This is a genomic window from Acinetobacter sp. AOR18_HL, from assembly GCF_027855145.1.
GTDB lineage: Bacteria > Pseudomonadota > Gammaproteobacteria > Pseudomonadales > Moraxellaceae > Acinetobacter > Acinetobacter pittii.
The window spans coordinates 1-18,235 of sequence record NZ_JAKTIG010000081.1; the positions used below are offsets into that span (position 1 = coordinate 1).

Below are 18,235 nucleotides of genomic sequence, written 5' to 3' on the forward strand. Positions count from 1 at the left end.
GAACGGGGGTGTTTAGAATAATGAGCTGGCGATGACTTACTCTCACATGGGTAACCCCACACTACCATCAGCGCTAAGAGGTTTCACTTCTGAGTTCGGGAAGGGATCAGGTGGTTCACTCTTGCTATGGTCGCCAGCACAACTGGTATGGATACTTGCTTCGTTTTATTCACTGTGTGATACGTTGCGTTTTCCAAATCTTTACAGATGGGCTGATTGGTCTGATTTTTCGTTGTTCATTTTAGCTAGTAGTATAACTAAATCAAGTTGCTTTGCATGTTTATGAATCGATTGATGCTTCATATACAACTGCTTGGGTGTTGTATAGTCAAGCCTCACGAGCAATTAGTATTGGTCAGCTTCACATATCACTATGCTTCCACATCCAACCTATCAACGTCCTAGTCTCGAACGGCTCTTTAGAGGAATAAATTCCTAGGGAAATCTTATCTTGAGGTAGGCTTCCCGCTTAGATGCTTTCAGCGGTTATCCCTTCCGAACATAGCTACCCGGCGATGCGACTGGCGTCACAACCGGTACACCAGAGGTTCGTCCACTCTGGTCCTCTCGTACTAGGAGCAGATCCTCTCAAATTTCCAGCGCCCACGGTAGATAGGGACCGAACTGTCTCACGACGTTCTAAACCCAGCTCGCGTACCTCTTTAAATGGCGAACAGCCATACCCTTGGGACCTGCTTCAGCCCCAGGATGAGATGAGCCGACATCGAGGTGCCAAACACCGCCGTCGATATGAACTCTTGGGCGGTATCAGCCTGTTATCCCCAGAGTACCTTTTATCCGTTGAGCGATGGCCCTTCCATACAGAACCACCGGATCACTAAGACCTACTTTCGTACCTGCTCGACTTGTGGGTCTCGCAGTTAAGCGCGCTTTTGCCTTTATACTCTACGCGTGATTTCCGACCACGCTGAGCGCACCTTCGTACTCCTCCGTTACTCTTTAGGAGGAGACCGCCCCAGTCAAACTACCCACCAGACACGGTCCTCGTCCCGGATAACGGGACAGAGTTAGAACCTCAACATTACCAGGGTGGTATTTCAAGGACGGCTCCATTGGAACTAGCGTTCCAACTTCAAAGCCTCCCACCTATCCTACACAAGTAAGGTCAAAGTTCAGTGTCAAGCTGCAGTAAAGGTTCACGGGGTCTTTCCGTCTAGCCGCGGGTACACTGCATCTTCACAGCGATTTCGATTTCACTGAGCCTCTGCTGGAGACAGCGCCGCCATCATTATGCCATTCGTGCAGGTCGGAACTTACCCGACAAGGAATTTCGCTACCTTAGGACCGTTATAGTTACGGCCGCCGTTTACTGGGGCTTCGATCAAGAGCTTCGCTTACGCTAACCCCATCAATTAACCTTCCAGCACCGGGCAGGCATCACACCCTATACGTCCACTTTCGTGTTTGCAGAGTGCTATGTTTTTAATAAACAGTTGCAGCGGCCTGGTTTCTGCGGCTGTCGTCAGCTCAGGAAGCAAGTTCCATCACCAACAACAGCGTACCTTCTCCCGAAGTTACGGTACCATTTTGCCTAGTTCCTTCAGCAGAGTTCTCTCAAGCGCCTTGGTCTACTCGACCTGACCACCTGTGTCGGTTTCGGGTACGATTCCTGTGTAACTGAAGCTTAGAGACTTTTCCTGGAAGCATGGTATCAGCCACTTCACTGTACAAGTACAGCTTGCTATCGGATCTCAGTATAGAGTACCCCGGATTTGCCTAAGATACATACCTACATCCTTCCACCTGGACAACCAACGCCAGGCTGACTTAACCTTCTCCGTCCTCTCATCGCATTACACAGAAGTATTGGAATATTAACCAATTTCCCATCGACTACGCCTTTCGGCCTCGCCTTAGGGGTCGACTCACCCAGCCCCGATTAACGTTGGACTGGAACCCTTGGTCTTTCGGCGAACGGGTTTTTCACCCGTTTTGTCGTTACTCACGTCAGCATTCGCACTTCTGATACCTCCAGCATACTTCTCAATACACCTTCATCGGCTTACAGAACGCTCCCCTACCACTTGACTAATGTCAAATCCGCAGCTTCGGCACATAGTTTTAGCCCCGTTACATCTTCCGCGCAGGCCGACTCGACTAGTGAGCTATTACGCTTTCTTTAAAGGGTGGCTGCTTCTAAGCCAACCTCCTAGCTGTCTATGCCTTCCCACATCGTTTCCCACTTAACTATGATTTTGGGGCCTTAGCTGGCGGTCTGGATTGTTTTCCTCTTGACTACGGACGTTAGCACCCGCAGTCTGTCTCCCGGATAGTACTCATAGGTATTCGGAGTTTGCATCGGTTTGGTAAGTCGGGATGACCCCCTAGCCGAAACAGTGCTCTACCCCCTATGGTATTCGTCCGAGGCGCTACCTAAATAGCTTTCGGGGAGAACCAGCTATCACCAGGCTTGATTAGCCTTTCACCCCTATCCACAAGTCATCCCCTGGCTTTTCAACGACAGTGGGTTCGGTCCTCCAGTTAGTGTTACCCAACCTTCAACCTGCTCATGGATAGATCGCCTGGTTTCGGGTCTATACCCAGCAACTAAACGCCCTATTAAGACTCGATTTCTCTACGGCTCCCCTATACGGTTAACCTCGCTACTGAATATAAGTCGCTGACCCATTATACAAAAGGTACGCAGTCACACCACGAAGGTGCTCCCACTGCTTGTATGCATGCGGTTTCAGGATCTATTTCACTCCCCTCACAGGGGTTCTTTTCGCCTTTCCCTCACGGTACTGGTTCACTATCGGTCAGTCAGGAGTATTTAGCCTTGGAGGATGGTCCCCCCATATTCAGACAAGGTTTCACGTGCCTCGCCCTACTCGTCATCATTATGTGTGCCCTTTCGTGTACGGGAATATCACCCTCTACGTTCGCACTTCCCAGAGCGTTCCACTAAAACACACATAACTTAATGGGCTGATCCCCGTTCGCTCGCCGCTACTGAGGGAATCTCAATTGATTTCTTTTCCTAAGGGTACTGAGATGTTTCACTTCCCCTCGTTCGCCTTGCAACACTATGTATTCATGTTGCAATACCTACCTTAAAGTAGGTGGGTTCCCCCATTCAGAAATCTCCGGATCAAAGGATATTTGCCGCCTCCCCGGAGCTTTTCGCAGGCTATCACGTCTTTCATCGCCTCTGACTGCCAAGGCATCCACCACATGCACTTAATTACTTGACTATACAACCCCAAACAGTCGTCAACACCTACAAGTGAGTGTTGTCCGTGCGATTCTTCATCGCTACTATCTGTTGTCTGTGTACTTAAACACTGTACAGCTTCAATCTAAATTCATATACCAAAACGCTTGATTCAGTTAATTTGCTAGTTCTCAATTCATCTAGATTAATTGCTTAATCTAAACTCTTGAGTGAACAATTTATTTCAGACTCAATTTTGCCAATCTGTTAATGAATAAACACGCCTTCGTCAGGTCATGCTTAATACCGTGATACTTAAATCACAGAAGTTAATAAACCAAGACCGAAATCTCTATTTACTAATTTCTGTAATCCGAACTTCTCTTAAGTTCTGGTGGAGACTAGGAGAGTCGAACTCCTGACCTCCTGCGTGCAAAGCAGGCGCTCTACCAACTAAGCTAAGTCCCCAGCTTACATCATCAGTCATGTATCTTTTATCTATAACTTCAACCAGTCAAAGTCATGGTGGGTCTGACAAGACTTGAACTTGTGACCCCACGCTTATCAAGCGTGTGCTCTAACCAACTGAGCTACAGACCCTCAGATACATCTATGAAGAACAACTTGTTGTGGATTCTTACCAATCGTCAATCTTTCGTTAAGGAGGTGATCCAGCCGCAGGTTCCCCTACGGCTACCTTGTTACGACTTCACCCCAGTCATCGGCCACACCGTGGTAACCGCCCTCTTTGCAGTTAGGCTAGCTACTTCTGGTGCAACAAACTCCCATGGTGTGACGGGCGGTGTGTACAAGGCCCGGGAACGTATTCACCGCGGCATTCTGATCCGCGATTACTAGCGATTCCGACTTCATGGAGTCGAGTTGCAGACTCCAATCCGGACTACGATCGGCTTTTTGAGATTAGCATCCTATCGCTAGGTAGCAACCCTTTGTACCGACCATTGTAGCACGTGTGTAGCCCTGGCCGTAAGGGCCATGATGACTTGACGTCGTCCCCGCCTTCCTCCAGTTTGTCACTGGCAGTATCCTTAAAGTTCCCGACATTACTCGCTGGCAAATAAGGAAAAGGGTTGCGCTCGTTGCGGGACTTAACCCAACATCTCACGACACGAGCTGACGACAGCCATGCAGCACCTGTATGTAAGTTCCCGAAGGCACCAATCCATCTCTGGAAAGTTCTTACTATGTCAAGGCCAGGTAAGGTTCTTCGCGTTGCATCGAATTAAACCACATGCTCCACCGCTTGTGCGGGCCCCCGTCAATTCATTTGAGTTTTAGTCTTGCGACCGTACTCCCCAGGCGGTCTACTTATCGCGTTAGCTGCGCCACTAAAGCCTCAAAGGCCCCAACGGCTAGTAGACATCGTTTACGGCATGGACTACCAGGGTATCTAATCCTGTTTGCTCCCCATGCTTTCGCACCTCAGCGTCAGTGTTAGGCCAGATGGCTGCCTTCGCCATCGGTATTCCTCCAGATCTCTACGCATTTCACCGCTACACCTGGAATTCTACCATCCTCTCCCACACTCTAGCTAACCAGTATCGAATGCAATTCCCAAGTTAAGCTCGGGGATTTCACATTTGACTTAATTAGCCGCCTACGCGCGCTTTACGCCCAGTAAATCCGATTAACGCTTGCACCCTCTGTATTACCGCGGCTGCTGGCACAGAGTTAGCCGGTGCTTATTCTGCGAGTAACGTCCACTATCTCTAGGTATTAACTAAAGTAGCCTCCTCCTCGCTTAAAGTGCTTTACAACCATAAGGCCTTCTTCACACACGCGGCATGGCTGGATCAGGCTTGCGCCCATTGTCCAATATTCCCCACTGCTGCCTCCCGTAGGAGTCTGGGCCGTGTCTCAGTCCCAGTGTGGCGGATCATCCTCTCAGACCCGCTACAGATCGTCGCCTTGGTAGGCCTTTACCCCACCAACTAGCTAATCCGACTTAGGCTCATCTATTAGCGCAAGGTCCGAAGATCCCCTGCTTTCTCCCGTAGGACGTATGCGGTATTAGCATTCCTTTCGAAATGTTGTCCCCCACTAATAGGCAGATTCCTAAGCATTACTCACCCGTCCGCCGCTAAGATCAGTAGCAAGCTACCTCTCTCCGCTCGACTTGCATGTGTTAAGCCTGCCGCCAGCGTTCAATCTGAGCCATGATCAAACTCTTCAGTTAAAATCATTTTGTACCTTATTTAAAGACAAGGTACCAATTCTGGCTCATCAATTACTGACTTAAATTTCGCTCAAATAAACTTCGAGTAATTTAAACCAATCAATCAATGAAAATTATTTCGATTAATCAACCAGTAAAAATCCACACAAGTTGTTCTTCAATTCTCTTAATGATTTTTCTGCTCTTCGTCAGAGACAGAATTCAACGCAATACTAAGCTTTCATCTTAACCCTGTAAGCTAAGATATTCTCGTGTATCGCGTCGGGATGAGTGCATTATAGGGAAAAAAAACTGGTACGCAAGCACTTTTATAAATATGCACGTTCGACCGGTTCTTTTTCAGCCAAAAAAAAATCTCAAAAACAAACAAATATATGATTTATATGGTTAATTTATTTTTAAAGAGTTTTAAACTTTATATCTACTATCTTTATAGCCTGTTTTGGTACGTTTTGATGCATGCCATAGTTTGATGTAGGGACCTGAACAATACGGTCAACCACATCCATTCCTTTAATTACTTTTCCAAAAACTGCGTAACCCGGATTACCAGCAGAACGATTTAAAAAATTATTATCTGCAACGTTAATAAAAAACTGACTAGTAGCTGAGTCAGGATTTGCAGTACGAGCCATCGCCAACGTTCCGCGTGTGTTAGCAATTCCATTTCCAGCTTCATTTTTGATAGGTGCTCGCGTAGTCTTTTCCTGCATATTTGCAGTAAGTCCACCGCCCTGCACCATAAAACCAGGAATTACGCGGTGAAATATCGTATCTTTATAAAAACCTGACTTTATATAGTCTTTAAAATTCTTCACACTGTTTGGTGCTTTATCATCATAAAGTTGTATTTCAATGTTGCCTAAATTTGTTTGCATTTCAACTAAAGTGTCAGCCCAGACTGAATGGCTGCTTATACCCAAACAACATAACATTAATAATTTTTTCATATTTTCCCTACAACAAAATGCCAAACTTAATGAAGGATAAATTTAATCATCTATATAAAAGAATTCTAGTGAGTATTTATTATCTTTTATTTAGTGCTTTATATTTTAGATTTGAGTATTAGTCCACGTTCCACGTGAAACATGGACTAAGCTTTTATTTAACTATTTTTATCCCAGAACTTTCTGAAGTTTTTACTAATCTCGATGGTATAGCGTTTTGCCTTTTTCGAAATAGGTGTCAAGTTTATAAAACCGTGGGTTTGATCTGGATATTCTTCATAATGCATTTTGACGCCATTTTGTCTTAGCTTATAGCTATAAATTTTTGCTTCATCATGCAGTACGTCATGACCAGCCGTAATCACAAAAGCTGGTGGATTCTTTTTCAAATTACCATAGGTTGGAGAAATAAGTGGATCATCTAATTCTACATTATACTGAGTTGCATAATATTGAGTGACATAATTAATATCGCTATCCGTCAAAACTAATCCTTCGTTATAAGCATAAAAAGAAGGATGTCGGCTTTTAAAATCAACTGTAGGATAAATGAGAAGCTGTGCTTGTGGAGCATAAGGTTTGTTTACTGATCGTTGAGCTACAACCGTACTGATATTTCCGCCTGCACTATCCCCTGCTACAGCAATACGATTTTTTAATATTTTTAGTTGTCTGCGATTTTGATAGACCCAAGCCAATGCATCTTCGCATGATTGAATTAAATGTTGAGGTGAGACTTCTGGTGCAAGAGGATAATCAATGCTGAGTACTTGTACTTTTGCGTATTTCGCCAATATGCGGCACACCTCATCATGAGTATCTAATCCACCCACGACAAAACCTCCTCCGTGATAGAAAACTAGTAGAGGTAATTTTTTATTAGGTGCCGGGTGATAGTGTCTTGCGAAGATAGTTCCGCTTTGAAGAGGTAAGCGAATATCTTCTACAGAATCAACTTCTGTTGATTTCTGACGGATAGCCAACATTTGTGTATCAAATTGCCGTCTAGACTCAATAGGATCTGAACCAATAAAACCGATACGTCCCTGTTTAATTTGTACGGCCATCATACATTTAGTAAATGAGTCGAGATCTGGGTATTGGTAGGAATATCCAAGAATTTTGGCAAGTGATTCTTGAGCCAATCGAGGTAACTTATCAAGAGCTCGAGCAGCAGGCCCTTGGCCCTTATCTAGCAATGTTTGAATTTTTTGATTAAATGCTGTCATGCCTATCTCCATGAATTCCTCTTATCCTTCATATTTTCTACAGAATTCTTTGTTGTTTGACTATATTCGCATACAACTCATGTAATCAAGATACAAAGGTAAAAACCAATCTACGCTAATCTGATTTATAGCAAATGTCATTAACAAATCTGTCGTTTAAAACAGGACTTTTTTGCCAATTATTGTTAACAGACAAAGGAGATTGGGCTATGTCAGCAAAACTCGTTGTTACTTTGTTAGCAACCAGTCTTTTAACTGTAGGCTGTGTTGCTTATACAGATGACCCTTATTATCGCGGTGGTTATGGTTACCATGATCATGATGATGATCGTTATGACCGTAACGATGGACGTGGATATAGTGATTGGGAGCGAAAACGTTGGGAAGAGCGTAAAAGAATATACGAACAACAACGTAAAGATGCTCGTGAACAGGACAAAAATCGTCGGGATTGGGAAAAAAGACATCGTGAATGGGAAAAAAAACGCTTAGAAGATCTTGATCATGACCACCGAAATTATCGTCATGATGACTAATCTCATTACTATATAAAAAGCCCCAAAGAGATAAGTCTTTTGGGGCTTTTTTGAGAATTCTAAATTCTCTTAATTATAGAGTAATGAGTAGCAGCTCACTTCATATATAAATCGGCATCTTGAATATATGTACTCTATAATCTTTTAACTGTTCTTATCGCTAAGAATTACTGAGCTGTCGCAGAACCTGAAACAGAACCAGAAGCACCAGCATCAACTTGACCTGGTTGTGCTTGACCAGAAACACCAGCGTCTACACCTACACCAGCTTGTACGCCAGATGGGCTAGCGCTAGTTTGAGCAGAACCTGATGCGTTTAAGCCAGCTTCAGATGCACAACCAACAGCTGTAAAAGCAACACCAGCAAGTACTACAGAGATAAGACCTAATTTTTTCATAATCGCTTTCCTTTCATTACGACAAACATTTAAATGCAAAGTTCATCTTCGCGCTGCCTATAATTCACAATTTTTTTTTCTGGCGTGCGTATCATTGGTTGTCTTTTGTAGTAATAGAAGTACAAATTGTGCAATTTTTTATTAAAATCTCTTCCTTAGCCTCACCTCTACCTTTTATATAGAAGCTACAACTTAAGCTTTTGTTTAATTTTATCAATTTCTAATTTTTATCTTAGCCTTTTACTCTACTCAAAAATTTTTTCTTTATAGAAACGCTATATAAGATGCGTAGAATGTTACAGAGACTTTTTACTTAAAAATGCCTTATCTCATCGAAAAAAGCCGAGTATAGACCACGGCTTTTTTGAATTTTTTTAGCGCTTCATCTTAAATTATGGCCATTGCATCTCGCCTTTTACAACTTTTGCGCCCAGCTCTAAACTGTCCACACTCTTTAATGTTGGATATTGTTTCTGCATGAGCTGACTTAGCTCACCCGCATTTTTACTTACTTTGACCGCTTTCTCATAGCTCTTGAGATAGTCGATAGAAAAGTTAACCGCATCTAAACCTTGTGGAGCTCCCTCAACCATATGAGCTGGAACAACTGTTTGAGGCTGCAGTGCTTTAATATTTTCTAAAGTTTGAATCACTTCATTGCGGTCTTTAACTTTTGGTGTATCCGCCATCCATAAATGAATACCTGAAGAGACAGGAATACCACCTACTACTGCTTTAGAAGAAGGAATCCATAAATAAGTGAGTTCTTTCTTACCTTTAATCTCGATCGACTCATTTTCTAACTTTAAAGTTTTAGCAGTATAAGCTTGAGGCAAAATAATTTGACTAGGCGCATTTGCACCCATTTGTGGACCCCAATATTTCACTTTAAGCGCTTGAGTATCTTGGATATGTTTAATAGTTTCTGGCGTTGCGATGATTTGTACATTTGGGAAGTATTGTTTAAATACATCTAAGCCAAAATAATAGTCTGGATCGCCATAACTTACGAAAATTGTCTTTAATGTTTTACCACTATCCAAAATATCCGCAGCAATACGTAATGCTTCAGATTTTGAGAATTGCGCATTCACCAACAGAACTTCTTTATCGCCTTCAATTAAAGTAGAAGTCACACCGAAATGTTCGGGTTTAGCCAAGAAACTTTGGATTTTCAAATCTTGCGCAAAAGCTGAGGAAGTTACTGTTAAAGAAGTAGCAGTTGCTAGGACTGAAGCAGTTAATTTAAAAAATTTCATTATGTATTCTCCAAATTCATGAGAAATACTTTAAATTGCAATTCTTGTAAGGTAAATGCACTAAATTAAGATAAACTGTTGCATATATTGTAATAATGATAAAGTATATGGACACATTAAAAGCCATACAAGTCTTTGTTTCTATTGCTCAACATGGCAATTTAACCAAAGCCGCAGAACACCTAAATTATTCCCGTGCGATGGTTTCTCGCTATCTTGAGCACCTAGAGCACACATTCTCAACTCGACTATTTCAAAGAAATACCCGAAAAATATCTCTCACTCCAGCGGGTGAAAAAGCCCTACTCTACTGTGAGAATATTTTACAACAACAGCAACTTTTACAAGAGTTAGCCGCACCCGAACAACATAACGGTACGATTCGCTTTACCTGTGGTTTATTTTTATTTCAATTAGGGGTTGGGGAATGTATTCGCCAATTTAAACAGCAACATCCACATATTCAATTTGATGTATATCTGACCGAAAATACAATGGACTTAATTGATGCACAGGTCGATTTAGCCTTACGTATAACGCAAAAAGTTGCAGATGGATTAATTGCACGACCTGTTTGTCAAATCGAGTCTGTTTTCTGTGCTCATCCTGATTATTTAAAACAGCACAGTCCCCTCTCCCATCCAAGACAACTGATTCAACATGAATGTTTAGCTCACCATAGCCAACATCAATTTTGGACTCTTTTTGATAATGAACAGCAGCCTCAAAACTATCCTTTGAACGTTACCTTTAAAAGTAATGATGTAAATGCTGTTTATGACATGTGTATACATGCTCAAGGGGTAGCGATGCTACCTACTTTATTAGTTAAAAAAGATTTAAAAGAAAAACGATTAGTTCCTTTATTTAAAAACTTTTCAGCTCCTGAATTAAGTTTGTCGGTGGTATATGCTTCAAGGCAACATTTACCCAAAATAACGCAAGAATTTATTGCATTTATGATCGAAAATTTAAATTTTTACTTAAAACCGCAAAATTAAAAGTTTTAAATTGCCGTGTACGCTTGAATTTTTAGGCAATGCCCATACTTCATCCCTATTAATGAATTACAGCATATGCATGGCAGTTCAGGTTTTACCCAGTAAATGCTGATGCCAAAAGGACTGTACATGTTTAAAAACCCATTTAAACGGAGATCATCAATGGCTAATGAGCAAAATGAGCAAGCTCAAGACATTCAACACGAGCAAGCAGAGCAATCTAATGAGCAAACTCAGGCTGAAGGTGTAGAGCAAGCAAACGACGTTACCGTTGAATCTTTACAAGCGCAAATCACCAAATTAGAAGAAAGCCTAAAACTTGAAAAAGCACGTACTGCGAATGCAGTTTACGAAGCACAAAAAAGTGTAGAGCGTATTCAACGTGAGTCTGACAAGCATAAAGAGACTGTGCTTGAAAAATTTGCAAAAGAATTACTAGATTCTGTTGATAATTTAGAGCGTGCAATTCAAGCAGCTGGCGATGAAGAAACACCAGTACTTGAAGGTATTAAACTAACCTTGAAGTCGCTGTTAACCACACTTGAAAAATTTGGTGTTGTAGAAGCTGATACAAAAAATGGCTTCAATGCGGATTTACATCAAGCTGTAGGTATTGACCCAAATGCTAAAGCGAATGAAATCGGTAGCGTTTTACAAAAGGGCTATACATTAAATGGTCGCTTATTGCGCCCTGCTATGGTTATGGTTGGTCAATAAATAATTTTTTGAGAGTTTTTAGATTTTTTTTCGCTAAAACGCTTGAAAAAAATAGATTCACTCTCATATCGGATAACAAGCAAAAACATTGCAAAAGAATTTTTGAGGAAAACGTCACATGGCAAAAATTATTGGTATTGACTTAGGTACTACCAACTCATGCGTTGCTGTACTTGAAGGCGATAAAGTAAAAGTAATCGAAAACGCTGAAGGCGCACGTACAACTCCATCGATCATTGCTTATAAAGATGGCGAGATCTTAGTAGGTCAAAGTGCTAAGCGTCAGGCAGTAACTAACCCAAAAAATACATTATTCGCTATCAAGCGTTTAATCGGTCGTCGTTATGAAGATCAAGCGGTACAAAAAGATATCGGTCTTGTACCTTATAAAATCATCAAAGCAGACAATGGCGATGCTTGGGTTGAAGTAAACGATAAAAAATTAGCGCCTCAACAGGTTTCTGCTGAAATCTTGAAAAAGATGAAGAAAACTGCAGAAGACTATTTAGGTGAAACAGTTACTGAAGCAGTTATTACTGTTCCTGCTTACTTTAACGATGCTCAACGTCAAGCAACTAAAGATGCGGGTAAAATCGCTGGTTTAGACGTTAAACGTATCATTAACGAACCAACTGCTGCTGCACTTGCGTTCGGTATGGACAAAAAAGAAGGCGACCGTAAAGTTGCAGTTTACGACTTAGGTGGTGGTACTTTTGACGTATCAATCATTGAAATCGCAGACCTTGATGGCGACCAACAAATCGAAGTGTTATCAACAAACGGTGATACTTTCCTTGGTGGTGAAGACTTTGATAACGCCTTAATTGAATTCTTAGTTGAAGAATTTAAGAAAGAACAAAGTGTGAACTTGAAAAATGATCCACTTGCGTTACAACGTTTGAAAGAAGCTGCTGAAAAAGCAAAAATCGAGCTTTCTTCATCAAATGCAACTGAAATCAACCTTCCATACATCACTGCTGATGCAACTGGTCCTAAACACTTAGTAATCAATGTAACACGTGCGAAACTTGAAGGTTTAGTTGCTGATTTAGTTGCTCGCACTATTGAGCCTTGTAAAATCGCACTTAAAGATGCTGGTCTTTCGACTTCAGACATCTCTGACGTGATCTTGGTTGGTGGTCAGTCTCGTATGCCACTTGTACAACAAAAAGTACAAGAATTCTTTGGCAAAGAGCCACGTAAAGACGTGAACCCTGACGAAGCAGTTGCAATCGGTGCTGCGATTCAAGGTGCTGTATTGTCTGGTGACAAAACTGACGTTCTCTTATTAGACGTAACACCATTAACTTTAGGTATTGAAACAATGGGTGGTGTATTAACACCAATCATTGAGAAAAACACGACGATTCCTGCGAAGAAATCACAAGTGTTCTCTACTGCTGCTGACAACCAGCCTGCCGTAGACATTTCAGTTTACCAAGGTGAACGTAAGATGGCTCAACAAAACAAATTGTTGGGTAACTTCCAATTAGGCGATATTCCACCTGCTCCACGTGGTGTGCCACAAATTGAAGTATCTTTCGACATCAATGCTGATGGTATCTTGAAAGTATCTGCTAAAGATAAGAGCACTGGTAAAGAGCAATCGATCCAGATTAAAGCGAACTCAGGTTTGTCTGATGCTGAAATCGAAGCAATGATTAAAGATGCTGAAGCGAATGCTGAAGAAGATCGTAAGTTTGAAGAACTTGCAAAAGCTCGTAACGAAGCTGATGCATTAATTTCAAGCTCGAACAAAGCTGTTAAAGATCTTGGTGATAAAGTTACTGAAGATGAAAAAACAGCTGTAAGCACTGCCGTTTCTGAACTTGAAGCAGCAACAAAAGAAAATGATGTAGAAGATATCAAAGCGAAAACTGAAGCTTTACAAAATATCTTGATGCCTATCACTCAACGTGCTTATGAACAAGCGCAACAAGCTGGTGGTGCTGAAGGCTTTGATCCAAATGCATTCCAAGGTGGTGATGCGGGTCAACAAAAAGCAGATGATGGCGTTGTAGATGCTGAATTCACAGAAGTAAAAGATGACAAAAAATAATTTGTCGCTTTAAAAAAGACCGCGCGAAAGCGCGGTTTTTTATTGTTTACAAAAAGTAACAATAAGTTTTTTAATGATATTATTCAAATGTTTCTGTCAGAAAGATCAATGATAAAAACTAAATATTTAATTTTAAATAATATTTTTTTGCTAAAAAATCACTGTTATTTACTACATTAATTATTTAATTATTGCCAAGTCTGAGAACATCTTTTTTAATTTTTCGACCAATATCACAAACCTCACCTAATCTATTGAGATTTTTATCGTTTTGACGAATTAAATTAAGTAGCTAACAATAAGATTTATTTATATTTTTTATTTTGCCATGAAAAAATTTCTATGGTGGGGATTGAGCTTATGCTTATGCATGGGCTTACAAACAACACTTTTTGCTCAAAGCAATCTGCCAATTAATTCATCTCATCAGCCTTTAAAATACCGAATTGCTTTTATTGATCCACGATTTCAACTTACTAAAGAACAATTAGTCGAGGTAAGTCAGCAAGCTGCTGAAATCTGGCAAAAAGAAACTGGGAAGACCTATTTTATTTATGATTCACAGGCTCAATTGTCAATTAACTTAATCTATGATGATCATCAAATGCTTAAAGATGAACAACAAAACAATTTGGATGCACTTTTGCAAAAGCAGGAAGCTTGGCGCATTAAAAATGAAGAAATTGTTCTAAACAAACAGCAAGTTGCTCAACTATCAACTGATTTGAACAAGAAAAAGGCCAATCTAAAAGCGGAGTTTGAACAATATCAACAAGAGGTAACGCGCTTTAATCAAGGAGAACAGCAGTACTCTAGTGCCAATAATTTAAAAGAATGGCAAAAACAACTAGAACAAAAATCGGAAGATTTACGAAATGAATCCAATAGTCTAAATTTTAAAATTCAATCACTTAACTTAAAAATTAAAGAGTTAAATCGAGAGCAAATTGATTTAAGCGCTTTAAAAACACAATTCAAACTAGAGCAGAAAACTAGTATTCAACCCTTCCATAAAGGATTATTCAGTCAAAACCAAATCCAGATTTACGGCTATGCTTCTTTAAATGACTTACGTTTGACCATTGCTCATGAACTTGGGCATGCATTAGGACTAAAACATACTACTGATCCTAAATCATTAATGTATCCACGGTTAAAAGAGCAAGATATTCATAACTTTAAATTAACAGATTCAGATTTAGATTTATTAGGTTCAATTTATAGACCAAATTAAGGAAAAATCGTTAAAGTTAAATGATTAAAAAAACTAAATAAAACGAAATATATTAAATTTTTTCTAAAAAATAATTTGGCATTTGGTAAAAAATAATGAGACTAAAGTCTCATTTATTTTCCTGATTTGTACGTTTTTTGATTGATCTTTCATTTTATATTCTTATAATACGTTTTTTTTAAAATCTCCCCTTTCGATTATGCGTTTAACATCTTTGTTATTAGGCGTAGCCTTTGCTTTTTCTAATTTTCAGGCTAATGCTAATCTTGCAACTCCAGCACATACTCAAATCCAGCAAAAAACAGGTCAACATTTGACTTATAAAATTGCTGATATTGATCCACGTTTTGGTTTAAGCCAAGACCAATTAATTCAAATTAGTCAACAAGCTGCGGACATTTGGAAACAAGGTACTGGACAGGATTATTTTACTTATGATCCAAATGCAAAGTTAGAAATTCGTTTAGTTTACGATAATAGTCAAAGCCGTTCTGAACAGCGTCAAAAAATTGCAGCTCAGTTCCAACAAGAACAGCAACGTGTAATTGATGAACAGCAACAAATTAAGCAATTGAAGCAAACTCTTGGTCAAACTCAGTCTGAGCTTGAAAATAAGAAGCAGATTTTGAATGGCAAATTGAAAAATCTTGACCAACTAATGATGCAGCTTAACCAAGGCAAATTAGCTCCTGAATACAGCGCTAAATCTTTGGCTAAAACTCAGAAAGATTTGCAAAAACAAACTGTTGCTTTAAAGAAAGAAATTGCTGCATATAATCAGCAAGCTAAAGACTTAAATGTCAAAGTTACTCATTTTAATCAGATTAATAATGAGTTTAATAATTCATTGAACCAATTTAAGCAAAATGCTCAAGCGGATGTCTTTAAAAAAGGTATCTATAACGGCAAACAAATTGTGATTTATGAGTTTAAATCTATTGATGACTTACGCTTAACCATTGCTCATGAGTTAGGACATGCACTGGGTTTAAAACATAGTGATCAACCAAATGCATTGATGTACTCAGTACGTAAAGATGGTGACAAAAAAATCACTGGACTTACGGATGCTGACCGTGATCTATTAAGTGCTTTACCTCAATAATTAAAAGCTTGATATAAAATGATGTATCTATTTCTATGTAGATACATCGAAATTGATATCAAAGTCATGTTATTGTGGTCATAAGAGCTAACGAAAATAGAATGGAGATCAAGATGAGTTATTATCATATCCTGATTGAAGTAAATGATCATATCAGCACGATTGAACAGACTCGTGATATTGAACTGTTTGATATTATTGAAATTAAACCATACCTCCATTCTATTTTAATTCCCTTTTTCAATGAGCATGAAATCGAGCTTGAGGATGAAAATATCGAATATAAAGATATTCTCCATCTTGAAGTAAAACAGACTCTGTTACCGATTGAACATTTAATTGAAGAAGAGCAAAAGCAATTACCAAGTGATACTGATGTCACCATTACTGCATATGAAATCTTTAATGATCGTGATTTAAGCCAAGATGTTACGTCAGTTATTTTTGATATTTTGGAAGCAGTTAAATTAGAGTAATTATCTTATATAAGTACCTATAAAAAAGGTCTGCATGAGCAGACCTTTTTTATTATTTCCAGTTTATTGCATCATTTTTTGAGCTTGTTCTTGACGGAATGCGCGTAAAATTTGCTGCCCTGCCCGTCCTGTTGGATTTAAACCTAAACGAGTCTGCTCCTGACGAATAGCTACGCGGGTTTTACCTCCAATAAGACCGTCAACTGCACCAATATCATAGCCACGATTAATCAAAAATTGTTGGATTTCACGACGTTCTGCACGTGAAGTTCCCGGATCATCAGTTGGCCAAGACGCAACAAATGGACCAGCACCTTTTAAACGATCAGATAAATGTGCAATCGCAAGTCCATAGCTTTCCGCAGCGTTATAGCTGTAGATAGCATCAAAATTCTTAAATACTAAAAATACTGGACCATTTATACCTGCAGGTGCCATTAAACCCGCTGAAGTATTACCAGATAAAGCTCCTTGAACAAGTGGAGAACCATCAATTCGGGTCACCCCTCGTGCACTCCAGCTACTTAAAGCTTTCTTTGAACGTCGCCCTTCTCCATCAATTGACATACCTTGGGGAACTTTGACTTCAAAACCCCACGGCATTCCTGTTTGCCAACCTGCTTTATTTAAGAAATTAGCAGTTGAAGCCAGTGCATCAGCTGTACTCGACACTAAATCTCGACGACCATCTCCATCAAAATCAACAGCTAAACGTTCATAGGTAGATGGCATAAATTGAGTATGACCAAATGCCCCAGCCCATGAACCTTTCAGTTGATCTTCGGTTAAATCACCACGTTGTAAAATACGCATAGTGGCAAAAAACTCAGTGCGGAAATAACTTTGTCGACGCCCTTCACAACTTAAAGTGCCGAGTGCTTGTAATAAAGGATATTTACCAGAAATATCACCAAAATTACTTTCAACACCCCACACTGCTACAATTGTTTCCGGCGGCACACCGTAGATTTGAGAAGCACGGTTTAAAACATCTCGATGTTGCGCCAGTTTTTGTTTACCAAGCTCAACGCGCTCTTCATCAACTAGACCAGAAAGATAATCCCAAATTGGTGTCGAAAATTCTGGTTGATAGTTTAATTTATCAATAACTGAATAATCTGGGGTCAAGTTTTGGGTATAACGATCATAAGTTGTACCAGATACTCCAGCAGCAATTGCTTGAGAACGTAAATTTGCCAAACAGCTTTGGAAATTATTATTAGGCGTATAATCTTCACTCGTCACTACTGGAACAGTAGCACTGCTAGATATTGTAGAACCATTAATTACGAGCTCTGCTTGAGCCTGAGTCATCGCTAAAAATACAGAGCCAACAATACAAGAAAAACGTCGCATATTATCCTAGTTCGATTTTTAAATTTAAATTTGTAAGTACCATACCATTATGAGTCCAAAATTTCAGAGAGAAAACGTAAATTTGAATTCATAATCTCTACTTTAAATTCATTCCCCATGTTTTAAATTCAAATTTTCTACTTTATTTTTGAATTTAAAATTCTTTAGATCCAAATTATTAGTTTTGAATTCAAAACCGATACTCAAGTTTAAATTCAAAAGTACTTCTTTAAATTTAAACTATAAATCTCTCTTTATTGTGGATAACTTTATCCACAGCACAGCAAAAAACACTTCTATTCCTTAATAATTATATTCTATATCTCCTTATTATTTATTACAGACTAGAGTCTACCACCACAAAAATCCGTATTTTTTAAATTTAAAGATCAGCCAAAATTTTTAAATTTAAAACCCCATACCAACAGACTTCTATTTTTGAATTTAAAAAGCACATCCAACTCTCTCATTTAAATTTAAAAATACTTTTGTGGATAACTAATTTTAAATTCAAAAACAACCAAGGCTGCCTTTTGTAGTTTT

At 39.6% G+C, this 18,235-nt stretch carries 11 protein-coding genes, 2 tRNA genes, 3 rRNA genes and 1 pseudogene; 7 read left to right on the forward strand and 10 right to left on the reverse strand.

Going from position 1 to position 18,235, the window contains the following annotated elements:
• Positions 1 to 23: 23 nt before the first annotated feature.
• The 7 genes from rrf to MKL51_RS19520 all read right to left on the reverse strand — a co-directional run bounded on the left by rrf (position 24) and on the right by MKL51_RS19520 (position 7,551).
• Positions 24 to 138: ribosomal RNA gene (rrf, locus tag MKL51_RS19490) — 5S ribosomal RNA — on the reverse strand.
• A 186-nt stretch (positions 139 to 324) separates the two neighbouring features.
• A 23S ribosomal RNA gene (locus tag MKL51_RS19495) occupies positions 325 to 3,215 on the reverse strand.
• Between the two features lie 352 nt (positions 3,216 to 3,567).
• Positions 3,568 to 3,643, reverse strand: a tRNA-Ala gene (locus MKL51_RS19500).
• 55 nt (positions 3,644 to 3,698) lie between these two features.
• Positions 3,699 to 3,775 (reverse strand) — tRNA-Ile (locus MKL51_RS19505).
• Positions 3,776 to 3,834: 59 nt separating this feature from the next.
• Positions 3,835 to 5,372: ribosomal RNA gene (locus MKL51_RS19510) — 16S ribosomal RNA — on the reverse strand.
• The 16S, 23S and 5S rRNA genes sit together here with 2 tRNA genes alongside, the layout of an rRNA operon.
• Before the next feature lie 398 nt (positions 5,373 to 5,770).
• On the reverse strand, positions 5,771 to 6,322 hold the full coding sequence (locus tag MKL51_RS19515) for a peptidylprolyl isomerase (protein ID WP_017481230.1): 552 nt from the start codon (positions 6,320 to 6,322) through the stop codon (positions 5,771 to 5,773).
• Between the two features lie 158 nt (positions 6,323 to 6,480).
• On the reverse strand, positions 6,481 to 7,551 hold the full coding sequence (locus MKL51_RS19520; RefSeq protein WP_270904388.1) for an alpha/beta hydrolase: 1,071 nt from the start codon (positions 7,549 to 7,551) through the stop codon (positions 6,481 to 6,483).
• A 209-nt stretch (positions 7,552 to 7,760) separates the two neighbouring features.
• Here MKL51_RS19520 and MKL51_RS19525 point away from each other — a divergent pair, with 209 nt between their 5' ends.
• Positions 7,761 to 8,087 (forward strand): hypothetical protein, encoded by a 327-nt coding sequence (locus MKL51_RS19525; protein WP_017481228.1) that lies wholly within the window; start codon positions 7,761 to 7,763, stop codon positions 8,085 to 8,087.
• A 167-nt stretch (positions 8,088 to 8,254) separates the two neighbouring features.
• On the opposite strand, the gene MKL51_RS19530 is transcribed toward MKL51_RS19525, so the two are convergent.
• Together MKL51_RS19530 and MKL51_RS19535 are read right to left on the reverse strand one after the other, a co-directional pair.
• A complete protein-coding gene (locus MKL51_RS19530; protein ID WP_000733015.1) occupies positions 8,255 to 8,485 on the reverse strand; it encodes a hypothetical protein in 231 nt (76 codons plus the stop codon).
• A 392-nt stretch (positions 8,486 to 8,877) separates the two neighbouring features.
• Positions 8,878 to 9,744 (reverse strand): MBL fold metallo-hydrolase, encoded by an 867-nt coding sequence (locus MKL51_RS19535; protein ID WP_017481227.1) that lies wholly within the window; start codon positions 9,742 to 9,744, stop codon positions 8,878 to 8,880.
• A 107-nt stretch (positions 9,745 to 9,851) separates the two neighbouring features.
• Between MKL51_RS19535 and MKL51_RS19540 the strand changes: the two genes are divergently transcribed.
• From MKL51_RS19540 to MKL51_RS19565, 6 genes and pseudogenes are all read left to right on the forward strand, one after another.
• On the forward strand, positions 9,852 to 10,745 hold the full coding sequence (locus MKL51_RS19540; RefSeq protein ID WP_009392834.1) for a LysR family transcriptional regulator: 894 nt from the start codon (positions 9,852 to 9,854) through the stop codon (positions 10,743 to 10,745).
• A gap of 162 nt (positions 10,746 to 10,907) precedes the next feature.
• Entirely contained in the window at positions 10,908 to 11,462 is a 555-nt protein-coding gene (grpE, locus tag MKL51_RS19545) for a nucleotide exchange factor GrpE (protein WP_002115470.1), read from the forward strand.
• Positions 11,463 to 11,580: 118 nt separating this feature from the next.
• Positions 11,581 to 13,521, forward strand: coding sequence for a molecular chaperone DnaK (gene dnaK / locus MKL51_RS19550; RefSeq protein ID WP_002115449.1), 1,941 nt, complete (start codon positions 11,581 to 11,583; stop codon positions 13,519 to 13,521).
• A gap of 328 nt (positions 13,522 to 13,849) precedes the next feature.
• Positions 13,850 to 14,755 carry a matrixin family metalloprotease gene (locus tag MKL51_RS19555; RefSeq protein ID WP_270904389.1) on the forward strand — a complete coding sequence of 302 codons (906 nt, stop codon included), beginning with the start codon at positions 13,850 to 13,852 and terminating at the stop codon, positions 14,753 to 14,755.
• A gap of 137 nt (positions 14,756 to 14,892) precedes the next feature.
• Positions 14,893 to 15,860, forward strand: a pseudogene (locus MKL51_RS19560) (M57 family metalloprotease).
• A gap of 101 nt (positions 15,861 to 15,961) precedes the next feature.
• Positions 15,962 to 16,336, forward strand: coding sequence for a hypothetical protein (locus MKL51_RS19565; protein WP_014207668.1), 375 nt, complete (start codon positions 15,962 to 15,964; stop codon positions 16,334 to 16,336).
• Positions 16,337 to 16,399: 63 nt separating this feature from the next.
• On the opposite strand, the gene MKL51_RS19570 is transcribed toward MKL51_RS19565, so the two are convergent.
• Positions 16,400 to 17,692, reverse strand: coding sequence for a lytic murein transglycosylase (locus MKL51_RS19570; protein WP_017481224.1), 1,293 nt, complete (start codon positions 17,690 to 17,692; stop codon positions 16,400 to 16,402).
• Positions 17,693 to 18,235: the final 543 nt, after the last annotated feature.

Coding starts and splice junctions, on each gene's coding strand:
- MKL51_RS19515 (WP_017481230.1), bottom strand. CDS start 6,322: ATGAAAAAATTATTAATGTTATGTTGTTTGGGTATAAGCAGCCATTCA.
- MKL51_RS19520 (WP_270904388.1), bottom strand. CDS start 7,551: ATGACAGCATTTAATCAAAAAATTCAAACATTGCTAGATAAGGGCCAA.
- MKL51_RS19525 (WP_017481228.1), top strand. CDS start 7,761: ATGTCAGCAAAACTCGTTGTTACTTTGTTAGCAACCAGTCTTTTAACT.
- MKL51_RS19530 (WP_000733015.1), bottom strand. CDS start 8,485: ATGAAAAAATTAGGTCTTATCTCTGTAGTACTTGCTGGTGTTGCTTTT.
- MKL51_RS19535 (WP_017481227.1), bottom strand. CDS start 9,744: ATGAAATTTTTTAAATTAACTGCTTCAGTCCTAGCAACTGCTACTTCT.
- MKL51_RS19540 (WP_009392834.1), top strand. CDS start 9,852: ATGGACACATTAAAAGCCATACAAGTCTTTGTTTCTATTGCTCAACAT.
- grpE (WP_002115470.1), top strand. CDS start 10,908: ATGGCTAATGAGCAAAATGAGCAAGCTCAAGACATTCAACACGAGCAA.
- dnaK (WP_002115449.1), top strand. CDS start 11,581: ATGGCAAAAATTATTGGTATTGACTTAGGTACTACCAACTCATGCGTT.
- MKL51_RS19555 (WP_270904389.1), top strand. CDS start 13,850: ATGAAAAAATTTCTATGGTGGGGATTGAGCTTATGCTTATGCATGGGC.
- MKL51_RS19565 (WP_014207668.1), top strand. CDS start 15,962: ATGGAGATCAAGATGAGTTATTATCATATCCTGATTGAAGTAAATGAT.
- MKL51_RS19570 (WP_017481224.1), bottom strand. CDS start 17,692: ATGCGACGTTTTTCTTGTATTGTTGGCTCTGTATTTTTAGCGATGACT.